Source organism: Pseudarthrobacter sp. efr-133-R2A-89, from assembly GCF_030209315.1.
Classification (GTDB): Bacteria; Actinomycetota; Actinomycetes; order Actinomycetales; family Micrococcaceae; genus Arthrobacter.
Map to the genome: position 1 here is coordinate 203,453 of NZ_JARVSE010000011.1, position 10,912 is coordinate 214,364.

A 10,912-nucleotide genomic window follows, 5' to 3' on the forward strand; every position below is an offset into this window, starting at 1 on the left:
CTGTCCCTCGGCGCAGCGGAAGTAACCCTGAACCTGGCCCGAATAGACGATCTCTTCCTGTCTCCGGCAGGCTCCGGGACTGGCTAGCCCAGAGCCCGCGGATGGGCGGCGGCGTAGATCTCCCGCAGCGTATCGGCCGTGACCAGAGTGTAGACCTGGGTGGTGGTTACGGAGGCGTGGCCCAGCAGTTCCTGCACCACCCGGACATCGGCGCCGCCTTCGAGCAGGTGGGTGGCGAACGAGTGGCGCAGCGTGTGGGGTGAGACGTCCCTGGTGATGTTGGCTTTCTCCGCGGCAGCCTTGAGGATGGTCCAGGCGCTCTGCCTGCTGATCCGTCCGCCGCGGGCATTGAGGAACAGGGCCGGTGTGCCTTTGCCCTTGGCGGCGAGCAGCGGGCGGCCGCGGACCAGGTAGGCATCGAGGGCGCGTGCTCCGTAAGACCCTAGCGGGACCAGCCGTTCCTTCGAGCCCTTGCCGAAAAGCCGGACGATGGCGGGACCGGCCCCGGGTTCTGCGAGGGTGATGTCATCGACGTCCAGGCCCACGGCCTCGCTGATCCGCGCTCCGGTCGAATAGAGGAACTCGAGCAGGGCCCGGTCCCTCAACCCGGTGGCAGTGTCAGTGCCCGCGGCCTCGAGGATCCGGGTCACCTCGTCCACGCTGATGGCTTTGGGCAGCCGCTTGCCGGCCATCGGCGGATGGACCTCACTGGCGGGATCGGCCGGCGTGTACCCTTCGAGGGCCCAGAACTTGTGCAGTCCCCTTACCGCCACCACTGTCCTGGCCGCTGACCGCACTCCCAGGGCGGAGCCGCCGTCGGAACCGTCGGAAAGGGCGCGGACGTAACCGGTGACGTGGTGCCGGGTGATGTCCTCCGGGCGGCTGCAGCCGGCGGCGGCGAGGTACCGGGCGTACCGGGCGAGGTCGCGGCGGTAGGCTGCCAGCGTGTTGGCGGCCAGTCCCCGCTCCACGCCCACGTGTTGCAGGTAGTCGGTAATGGCCCGGTCGATGGCCCCGGAACGTCCTGCGGCCGGTACCGCGGCCGGTTCCGCGTCCGCAGCGGCCGCAGCGGTGTACGGTGCCGTTCCGACGGAAGGCACCGGTTCAGCCGAAGGACCGGGACCCATCAGCGCTGGCTGGGGTGTGCGGGCCAGGGGGCGTCGGCGGGGCGGAGTTCCTGGAAGTTGCCGGCACGGGCGGCTGCGGCGGCAAGGATCCCGACGACGGCGGACGGGTTGTGCAGGCGTCCGGCCAGGACGGAAGCCACGGCATCGTCCAGGCTGACCCAGTGGAACTCGATCTCCGCTTCCTCGTCGGTCCGCTCGTGGCGTTCGTGCTCCGGGATTTCGGTGAGGTCGCGGGCCAGGTAGATGCGGATTGCTTCGCTGGATGAGCCGGGCGAATTGAAGACGTCGGCAAGGACGTGCCAGGTTCCGGCGGCGAGGTCGGCTTCCTCGGCAAGTTCGCGGGCGGCGCCCACCACGAAGTCTTCGCCTTCGACGTCGAGCAGGCCGGCCGGCACCTCCCACAAATCCATCCCTACCGGGTGCCGGTACTGCTTCAGGAGCAGGATGCGGCCCTCGGCATCCATGGGCAGGACAGCCACTGCCCCGGGGTGGTCGATGTAGTCGCGGGTCAGCGCATCCCCGGACTCGGAAAGCTGGAAAGTGTCGCTGACGACGTCCCAGATCCGGCCCTGGTACACCTTCTCGGTAGACAAAAGACGGCGCGGGCTTGGTGCATCCGAAACCTGCGTTGCAGGGGTGGTTTCAGGTGTACCAGGCATCGCGCCGTCCTTCTTCTGCTCTATTGACTACTTAGCGGTAACCGTAGCGGATGCCGCGGCCTTCCCGGCCACGGGCGCAGCCGTGTCGGCAACCGCCCGGGATCCGGCGCCCTGGTGGTCCAGGGCCGCCTTGACCAGGCCTGCGAACAGCGGGTGCGGGCGGGTAGGCCGCGAGCTCAGCTCGGGGTGTGCCTGCGTGGCCACGTAGTACGGGTGCACGTCGGCGGGCAGCTCGACGAACTCCACCAGCTTGCCGTCCGGCGAGGTACCTGAGAAGACCAGGCCCTTGTCGGCAATCTGCTGGCGGTACTTGTTGTTGACCTCGTACCGATGCCGGTGGCGTTCGCTGACGGTGGTGGCGCCGTACGTCCCGGCAATGACGGAGCCTTCGTCAAGTTTGGCTTCGTAGAGGCCCAGGCGCATGGTTCCGCCGAGGTCTCCGCCGCCTTCGACGAACTCGAGCTGTTCCTCCATGGTGGCGATGACGGGGTATTTGGAGTCCGGTTCGAACTCGCTGGAAGAGGCACCCTCCAGGCCCACCACGTTGCGGGCGTACTCGATGACCATGCACTGCAGGCCCAGGCACAGGCCCAGGACGGGGAGCTTGGTTTCGCGGGCGAACTTCAGGGCGCCGAGCTTCCCTTCAAGTCCGCGGATGCCGAAGCCGCCCGGCACGCAGATGGCGTCGACGCCGTCGAGCGCCTTAATGGCGCCTTCGCGCGTCTCGCACTCGTCCGACGGGACCCAGCGGATCTTCACCTTGGCTTCGTTGGCGAAGCCGCCGGCGCGCAGTGCTTCGGTCACCGAAAGGTAGGCGTCGGGCAGGTCGATGTACTTGCCCACCAGGGCGATCTCGACGTGGTGCTTGGGGTTGTGGACGGCGTCGAGCAGTTTGTCCCAGCTGGTCCAGTCGACGTCCTTGAACGGCAGGTCGAGGGCGCGGACGATGTAGGAGTCCAGTCCCTGGGAGTGCAGGGTCTTGGGGATGTCGTAGATGCTCGGGGCGTCGGCGGCGTTGACCACGGCGTCGATGTCGACGTCGCACATCCGGCCGATTTTTTCCCGCATGGCTTCGGGAACTTCGCGGTCCGAACGGATCACGATCGCCTCAGGCTGGATGCCGATGGAGCGCAGCGCGGCCACGGAGTGCTGAGTGGGCTTGGTCTTCAGTTCCTGGGACGGCCCGATGTAGGGCACCAGCGAGACGTGCAGGAAGAATACATTTCCGCGGCCGATGTCCTGGCGGACCTGGCGGGCGGATTCGAGGAACGGCTGGGACTCGATGTCGCCAACGGTGCCGCCGATTTCGGTGATGATGACGTCGGGGGCGTTCTTTCCCTCGGCGGGCAGGCGCATGCGGCGCTTGATCTCATCCGTGATGTGCGGAATGACCTGGACGGTGTCGCCGAGGTATTCGCCGCGGCGTTCCTTCGCGATCACCGTGGAGTACACCTGGCCTGTGGTCACGTTCGCGGAACCTTCAAGGTTCTCGTCGAGGAAGCGCTCGTAGTGCCCGATGTCGAGGTCGGTCTCGGCGCCGTCGTCGGTCACGAAGACCTCACCGTGCTGGAAGGGGTTCATTGTGCCCGGATCCACGTTCAGGTAGGGATCGAGCTTCTGCATCGTCACGGACAGGCCGCGGGCCCGGAGCAGGTGACCAAGGCTTGAAGCCGTCAGTCCCTTACCGAGCGAGGACGCCACACCGCCGGTGACGAAAATGTGCTTCGTCGTCTTGGAGGAGCCCGGGAACCGGGAATTTACACGGGAATTTGATCGCTGCACCACGGAATTCGAGCCTATCATCAATTCAGCCATCCCGTCGTTGTCCCGTCAGGCCCGCTGGGGCAGGAGCTTGGCGTCGTCCAGCAGTTCGCGGGCGTGTGCCTGCGCGGATTCGGAGTCCTCCTGGCCTGCGAGCATGCGGGCCAGTTCACGGACCCGTTCGGGACCGTCGAGGAGGCGGACATCACTGGACGTGAAGCCTGTGGCGGTTTTGCCGTCCGCTCCCCTGACCGAGGTTTTGGTCACAGTGATGTGCTGGTCCGCGAAGGCGGCCACCTGGGGAAGGTGGGTGACCACCAGCACCTGCACGTGGCGTGCCAGCATCGCCAGCCGCCGGCCGATCTCGACGGCGGCCCGTCCGCCGACTCCGGCGTCCACCTCGTCGAAGACGAACGTGGGGACCGGATCCACGGCGGCAAGCACCACCTCGATGGCCAGCATGACGCGGGACAATTCACCGCCGGATGCACCCTTGCCCAGCGGCCGGGCCGGGGCGCCGGAATGGGGCTGGAGCAGGAAACTGATGTCGTCCGCGCCGTGCGGGCCCAGTTGTCCGGCTGATTCCAGGTTGATCACCAGGGTGGCGTCTGCCATGGCCAGCGCCGTCAATTCGGCGCTGACACGGGCCGAGAGGTCCTTGGCGGCCTTGGACCGGATCTTGCTGATCGCGGCCGACTGCTTCTGGAGCTCCGCTTCGGCCCGGACCACCTCGGCATCCAGCGCCTCGATCCGGGAGGAGTCGTCCTGCAGTTCGTCGTAACGGACCCGCGCGGTTTCAGCCCACACCAGCACCTCGTCAATGGTGGGCGCGTACTTGCGGACCAGCTTGGCCAAGGCGGCCCTGCGGTCCTCGATTTCGGCAAGCCGTTCCGGCCCCTCCGAGTCCAGTCCTGCCTGGTAGCTGGCAAGTTCCGTAGCGATGTCGTTGAGCAGGAAACCAACTTCTGCCAGGCGTGCGGCGGCGGAACCGAGCTCGGCATCGTGCTCTGCCACATGCTCCAGGGTGCGCTTGGCAGCATCCACAAGCGTCGTTGCATCGGCGGCTTCGCCAAAGTCCTCGGCGATGAGGGCCTGGTGGGCGGTGCTGGCGGCGATCCGCAGTTCCTCGACGTTGGCAAGCTTTACGGCTTCGGCCTTCAGCTGCTCGTCCTCGCCCGGCTGCGGGTCCACGCCATCGATCTCTGCGAGGGCCGCCTCCAGCGACTCCGCTTCCCGGAGCCGGTCGCGGGCGGCGCTGCGCAGGCTGTCCAGCTCTGCCTGGCTGGCTTTCCACCGGCCGTAGAGCTCCTGGTAGGCGGCCAAGGGCCCGGCCAGGGCATCGCCGGCGAACTTGTCCAGCGCCTCCCGCTGGGCCGTGGCGCTCTTGAGCCGGATCTGGTCCGACTGGCCATGCACCACCACCAGCGACTCGCCGATCTCGGCCAGTACACCCACCGGAGCGGCCCGGCCGCCCAGGAACGCCCGGCTGCGGCCGTCCGCACCCAGGCGGCGGGCCAGGATCAGCTCGGCGCCGTCGTCGAACTCTTCTGCTTCCGCGCCGGCATCAAGGGCGCGGGCGATGGCCGGGTGCCCGGCTTCAAGCTTCAGGACGGCCTCGGCGGTGGCGCTCTTCGCGCCGCTGCGGACGGCCCCGGCATCCGACCGGGCACCCAGCAGGAGGCCGACGGCGGTGACCACCATGGTCTTGCCGGCACCGGTTTCGCCGGTCACCACGCTCAGGCCCGGGCCGAGCGGCAGCGTCGCGTCCGTGATGACGCCCAGATCGCGGATTCTCAGTTCTTCAATCATGGATTCACTTTGCAGTCGACGGATCGGGGTCGCCGCCGGCGCCGTCCGGCTCCGGGACCTGCAGCGGCGGCATGGGCCGTGGCGTGCGGACCAGCGGGATGGGACCGGTGTGCACAGCATCGGCCTTGGGTACGGGGCCGCGCCAGCCGTGGATGGGCAGTTCGAACTTGCGGACTAGGCGGGCGGAGAAAGGTGTCTGGTGGGTGCGGGCCAGCCGCACCGGGTTGGCGGACTTGGTGACCTCGACGCGGGCACCCGGCGGCAGGTCCACCGAGCGCCGGCCATCACACCACAGCACGCCCTGCGCGTCGGTCCGGCCGAGGACCTCGACGGCCAGCCTGGACCGGGGCGAGACAACCAGCGGCTTGGCAAACAGTGCGTGCGCACTGATGGGCACGATCACCAGGGCTTCCACCTCCGGCCAGACCACGGGGCCTCCGGCAGAGAACGCGTAGGCCGTTGAACCAGTGGGGGTGGCCAGTACGATGCCGTCGGAGCCGAAGGATGTGAGCGGGCGCTCATCCACTTCGGTGACGACTTCGAGCATCCGTTCGCGGTTGGCCTTCTCGATGGCGGCTTCGTTCAAAGCCCAGGTGTGCCAAATCTTTTGTCCCCTGACCCATACCTGGACGTCAATGGTCATCCGCTCTTCGACCGTGTATTCACGGCTGGCGATCCATTCGACGGTCTGGGCCAGGTCCGCCCGTTCGCTTTCGGCCAGGAAGCCTACGTGCCCCAGGTTGACGCCCAGCAGGGGCACGTCCTCCTCGCGGACCAGTTCGGCAGCGCGCAGGATGGTTCCGTCGCCGCCAAGGACCATAACGAGTTCGACGTCGGGCAGCTGGACATGGTCGTGGAGCACCTCCACCGGCTGGGCCAGGTGGCCAAAAAACCGCTCCATGTCCCCGAGCTCGGACTCCTGCATCACGGGGACGATGCCCGACGCGTGCAGCAGGGCGCAGGCTTCCCAGGCAGCCTTCAGTGATTCCTCGCGGCCGGTGTGGGCAAGGACCAATACACGCCTGCTCATCAGGTTCCGCTCTCTAGTGGTTCGGCCAGATTTGTCCGAGCAACGCAGCGGCTGCTGCCTCTCGCTCTTCGATCTTAGGCAAGTCTTGGGTGTTCCTGCGTTTTATCCACAGGAAGTATTCGACGTTGCCATCCTGTCCCGGAAGCGGGCTGACCGCCAGCCCGCACAGGTCCAGCCCGGCGTCGAGAGCCGCCATGGCGACTTTCTCCACGGCCAGCCGGCGTTCGCGCTCCGACGTGACCACGCCCGTCCTGCCCAGGCGGTCCTTGCCGATTTCGAATTGCGGCTTCACCATGAGCACCAGGTCGCCGCCGGGGTGGGTGCAGGCCGCCAGCGGGCGCACCACGAGGGTGAGCGAAATGAAGGAGAGGTCGGCCACCGTCAGGGCGCAGGTCCCGCCGATGTCCTCCGGCGCCATGTACCGGACATTCATTCCCTCGTGGACGGCCACGCGCGGATCGTTGCGGAGGTGCGGCACCAACTGGCCGTGCCCGACGTCGACCGCCACCACGTGCGCGGCCCCGCGGCGGAGCAGGACGTCCGTGAAGCCGCCGGTGGAGGCGCCGGCGTCGAGGCACCTTTTGTCCTGGACGGTGATCGCCGGAAAGGCGTCGAGGGCACCGGCCAGTTTGTGACCGGCTCGGCTGGCGTAAACATCCTGGTCATCGTGCTCGACGGCGATGTCCCGGCCGTCATCGATCTGGAGGGATGCTTTGGCGAGGACCTGGCCGCCGGAACTGACCTTGCCCTCCGCGATGAGCGACGCCGCGTGCGTGCGCGACCGTGCCAGGCCGCGGGCCACCAGTGCCTGGTCGAGGCGGACGGGCATCAGGCGCCGCCTCCTGCGGGAGCATTGGCGGCAGGTGCGTCCGTGGGGTCGGTGTTGAGCGCGGCCAGCAGTTCGTCGTGAAGGCGGTTGTACAGGTCTTCGTGACCGGCGGTTGGCAGCAGGGGTATCTCCTGCAGCCGGTACAGGGACTGCGCCACGTGTGGATCGGGGATGTCCTGTCCGTCGGCCTGCGGCCACTCGGGAGCAGGCTGGGCTGGCACGTTGTCCGGTTCCGTCAGCTCAGTCATGGAACCATCCTAGTGATCCATCCACACCATCTTGGGCGCCTGCGGGGCGGATGCGTCCGGGGTCGAGGCCCACCAGGCGGCACATGCTGCCCGCCAGGAATCAATGTTTTCCTTGCTGCCAATGATGCCCACCGCGCCGTTGGCCACGCGGGCCGTTGCCTGGCCGCAGGCGTAAGTGCCGTCGTCGTGCGTCACGTCCGGGTACGGACGGTGCAGCCCGGCGAGGTTTTCGATGATGTAGTCGGGCCGTTCCGCGGACCGCGCCGCGAGGATGCTTTCCCGGGTGTCGACGCCGGTCAGGACGGCGACCGTGGCAAACCCTGCGTTGTTGCCGCCCAGGATGTCCGTGTCCAGCCGGTCGCCAACGACCAGGGGCCGCTCGGCCCCGAGGCGCTTGGCGGCCGAGTGGAACAGCGGTGCCTCGGGTTTGCCGGCGACTTTGGGTTTCTGTCCGGTCGCCGCCGCGACGGCGGCCACCAGGGTCCCGTTCCCGGGTGCGATGCCGCGGGCCTGCGGAATGGACATGTCGGTGTTTGTTGCAACCCACAGGGCACCGGCGGACACCACGTAGGAGGCTTCCGCCAGGTCCTTCCAACCGATGGACGGGCTGAAGCCTTGCACCACGGCCACCGGTTCCTCGTCCTGGCTGCCAACGGGTACCAGGCCTGCCAGCTCTATTTCCCGGGCCAGTGCGGAACTGCCGGTGATCAGGACATGTGAGCCGGTTGGAAGAAGCGATGCCAGCAGGTCCGCCGCCGCCTGGGACGAGCTGACCACCTGGTTGTCCTCTGCCGGGGCGCCGAGCTCGCGAAGGTGCTCGGCCACCTCCGCCGGTGAGCGCGAGGCGTTGTTCGTTACGTAGCCCAGCCCGATACCCAGCCCGGAGAGCTGCTTCAGCGCGTCGACAGCGCCCGGAATGGCGTGCGGGCCGGCGTAGACCACGCCGTCCAGGTCTGCGAGGAGCGCGTCGAAGCGGGAAACCAGGGAAACGTCACTCATCCGGTGTCAGTCCTCCCGGCGTTCGTCGGTGTGCGGGGCGTTGCCTGCCCCGTCTTCGTGGCCTTCTTCCGAGGCGTCGGTAACAAGCTCGTCCTCTTCCACCGAGTCCGGGTCGGATTCGGCGTCGTCGGAGACGAAGTAGTCGGCGTCCTGGTCGTCGAGATTGCTGTCCTGGACCGTCTTGGCCTCGGGGGCGCGCCCGGCCTGGGCGCTCTCCGTTGAAGCGGTTGCGGAGCCTTCGGTTTCGGAGCCCCCTGCGTCCGGGGACGCGGACGCACGGTCCAGCAGCTTCCGACGTTCGGCTTCTTCCCGGGCTTCTTCCTCTTCGTCCCAGCCGAGGTCGATGATTTCGGGTTCTTCATCGGCGCCCTGGCCGAGGGCGTTTTCGGCAACGACGGCCTGCCGGCTCCACTTCTCCGACTCTGCTTGGCGGCCAACAGCGGCGAGGGCGTCAGCGTAGGCGCGGAACAGCCGCGGGCTGTAGGAGAATGCCCGGTTGATGTCCAGCTGCTGGATCTCGAGCTCGGCTACAGCGGCATCCAGCTGGCCGAGGTCGGTGCGGGCGCCGGCCGCGACGATGGCCAGTTCCACTTTTCCGGGTGCGTCAAGGTCCTGGGCTTCCTCGGAGCGGGCAACGTCCAGCGCCCTGTCCGGGCGTCCCAGGCCGCGTTCGCAGTCGGCCATGACAGGGAGGTGTACGTTGGAGCCGCTGATCCGGCGGAACGTGCGGAATTCGCGGAGCGCCTCGCCGTAATGCCCGGCTGCGTAGGCGGTCAGGCCCACCGCTTCACGGACGGCTGCAAGCCGTCCACCACGCCGGCTCGCGGCGAGGGCATGCTGGAACGCCAGCTCAGGTTCGTCATCGATCAACCGGCCGGCCATCACCAGGTGGCGGGCCACCCACTCAGCGCTCTTCGGCTCGAGGGTCTTGATCTGGTGGTGGGTGGCGCGGTCCAGTTCCTTGCCCGTGACGTCCTCATCGATTTCGGGCGAACGTTCGCGGTCCGGCCGGTTGGCGCTGCGGAGATCGGCTGCGTTCGGCACGCGGACGGGGCGCTCCTCTTGGCGGTCACGGCCGAAGCCGCGGGCACCGGAACCGCCCCTCCCCGAGTCTGCACGGGAATCTCCACGATCGAAACTGCGGGGCGCGCGGTCCTGGCGGTCCCCGAACGGCTTGCGGTTCTCGCCGCCACTGAATCCGCGGCGGTCACCCTCACCATCACGACGCGGACGATCACCAAACGGCTTACGGTCACGGTCACCGAACGGTTTCCGGTCACGGTCGCCACCGCCGCTGAACCCACGGCGGTCACCCTCCCCATCACGGCGCGGACGATCACCAAACGGCTTACGATCACGGTCACCACCGCCACTGAATCCCCGGCGGTCACCCTCACCATCGCGACGCGGACGATCACCAAACGGCTTACGATCACGGTCACCACCGCCACTGAATCCCCGGCGGTCACCCTCACCATCGCGACGCGGACGGTCACCGAACGGTTTCCGGTCACGGTCACCACCGCCGCTGAACCCACGGCGGTCACCCTCACCATCACGGCGCGGACGGTCACCGAACGGTTTCCGGTCACGGTCACCGAACGGTTTCCGGTCACGGTCGCCACCGCCGCTGAACCCACGGCGGTCACCCTCACCATCACGGCGCGGACGATCACCAAACGGCTTACGATCCCGATCACTGCCGCCTGCTGATCCGCCACGGGGTTCACGATCCGACCTGGAGCGGAACCCGCGCGGGTCCCCGCCGGAATTGTTGTTGCCTCGGAAGGCCCCCCGATCATTGCCGCGGTTGCCACCGTTGTGCTCGGCCATTTGGATTCCTCCTGTTATGAGCCGACCACTGGCGCAACTGCAGCCGCTCGTTTCGTTTCCTACGCAACCCGAAATCAAGCGCTTCGAAGTCCGTGTATCTTCATCAATTCTAGTGGAGACGCAAAATCCCGCGGGACAGCGGGAGCCCTGGCGGCCGAATCGTGGCAATCTTCACAACTGGCACCAGGTGGATCCGGCCTTATCCGCGCCCGACCCGCTCTGCGCCCTCAACGCCCGCTCACATCCTGCAGCCCCAACCCAAACGCGCGCTCACATCCGGCAGCTTCTCCCCCAACGCCCGCTCAGTTGTTGCGGGTTACCCTCCAGGTATGAGCGGGCGTTCGGGTTTTACCTGTCAGGTGTGAGCGGGCGTTCCGGTTTTACCTGTCAGGTGTGAGCGGGCGTTCCGGTTTTGCCTGTCAGGTGTGAGCGGGGGTTGGTGGGTGGCCTGTCAGAGGTGAGCGGGGGTTGGTGGGTGGTGTGTCGGGTGTGAGTGGGGGTTGGTGGGGTTGTGGTGTTAAATGTGGGAGGCCCCAACCGTGTTGGTTGGGGCCTCGACCGAGTGTGTGTCCGGCGGTGTCCTACTCTCCCACACCCTCCCGGGTGCAGTACCATCG

General features: G+C 67.5%; 10 protein-coding genes. 1 reads left to right on the forward strand and 9 read right to left on the reverse strand.

Going from position 1 to position 10,912, the window contains the following annotated elements; genetic code table 11:
• Positions 1 to 83 precede the first annotated feature (83 nt).
• The 9 genes from xerD to QRM95_RS19210 are packed head-to-tail and all read right to left on the reverse strand — an operon-like array spanning position 84 to position 9,506.
• Positions 84 to 1,127, reverse strand: a complete 1,044-nt coding sequence (xerD, locus tag QRM95_RS19170; protein ID WP_285249016.1) for a site-specific tyrosine recombinase XerD — start codon at positions 1,125 to 1,127, stop codon at positions 84 to 86.
• Positions 1,127 to 1,786 (reverse strand): NUDIX domain-containing protein, encoded by a 660-nt coding sequence (locus QRM95_RS19175; protein ID WP_285249017.1) that lies wholly within the window; start codon positions 1,784 to 1,786, stop codon positions 1,127 to 1,129. Before QRM95_RS19175 ends, xerD begins: the two co-directional genes overlap by 1 nt.
• A gap of 27 nt (positions 1,787 to 1,813) precedes the next feature.
• Positions 1,814 to 3,589 (reverse strand): CTP synthase, encoded by a 1,776-nt coding sequence (gene pyrG / locus QRM95_RS19180; protein WP_285249031.1) that lies wholly within the window; start codon positions 3,587 to 3,589, stop codon positions 1,814 to 1,816.
• Between the two features lie 27 nt (positions 3,590 to 3,616).
• Positions 3,617 to 5,356 (reverse strand): DNA repair protein RecN, encoded by a 1,740-nt coding sequence (gene recN, locus QRM95_RS19185; protein ID WP_285249018.1) that lies wholly within the window; start codon positions 5,354 to 5,356, stop codon positions 3,617 to 3,619.
• A gap of 4 nt (positions 5,357 to 5,360) precedes the next feature.
• Positions 5,361 to 6,386 carry an NAD kinase gene (locus QRM95_RS19190; protein ID WP_285249019.1) on the reverse strand — a complete coding sequence of 342 codons (1,026 nt, stop codon included), beginning with the start codon at positions 6,384 to 6,386 and terminating at the stop codon, positions 5,361 to 5,363.
• A gap of 13 nt (positions 6,387 to 6,399) precedes the next feature.
• Complete coding sequence (locus tag QRM95_RS19195; RefSeq protein ID WP_285249020.1) at positions 6,400 to 7,215, reverse strand: TlyA family RNA methyltransferase; 816 nt, start codon at positions 7,213 to 7,215, stop codon at positions 6,400 to 6,402.
• Positions 7,215 to 7,463 (reverse strand): hypothetical protein, encoded by a 249-nt coding sequence (locus QRM95_RS19200; protein WP_285249021.1) that lies wholly within the window; start codon positions 7,461 to 7,463, stop codon positions 7,215 to 7,217. The genes QRM95_RS19195 and QRM95_RS19200 overlap by 1 nt, the downstream gene beginning before the upstream one ends.
• Positions 7,464 to 7,472: 9 nt before the next feature.
• Positions 7,473 to 8,462: an HAD-IIA family hydrolase gene (locus QRM95_RS19205; protein ID WP_285249022.1), complete on the reverse strand. Its 990-nt coding sequence runs from the start codon at positions 8,460 to 8,462 to the stop codon at positions 7,473 to 7,475.
• Between the two features lie 6 nt (positions 8,463 to 8,468).
• Entirely contained in the window at positions 8,469 to 9,506 is a 1,038-nt protein-coding gene (locus QRM95_RS19210) for a hypothetical protein (RefSeq protein WP_285249023.1), read from the reverse strand.
• An 18-nt stretch (positions 9,507 to 9,524) separates the two neighbouring features.
• Here QRM95_RS19210 and QRM95_RS19215 point away from each other — a divergent pair, with 18 nt between their 5' ends.
• Entirely contained in the window at positions 9,525 to 10,175 is a 651-nt protein-coding gene (locus QRM95_RS19215) for a hypothetical protein (protein WP_285249024.1), read from the forward strand.
• Positions 10,176 to 10,912 lie beyond the last annotated feature (737 nt).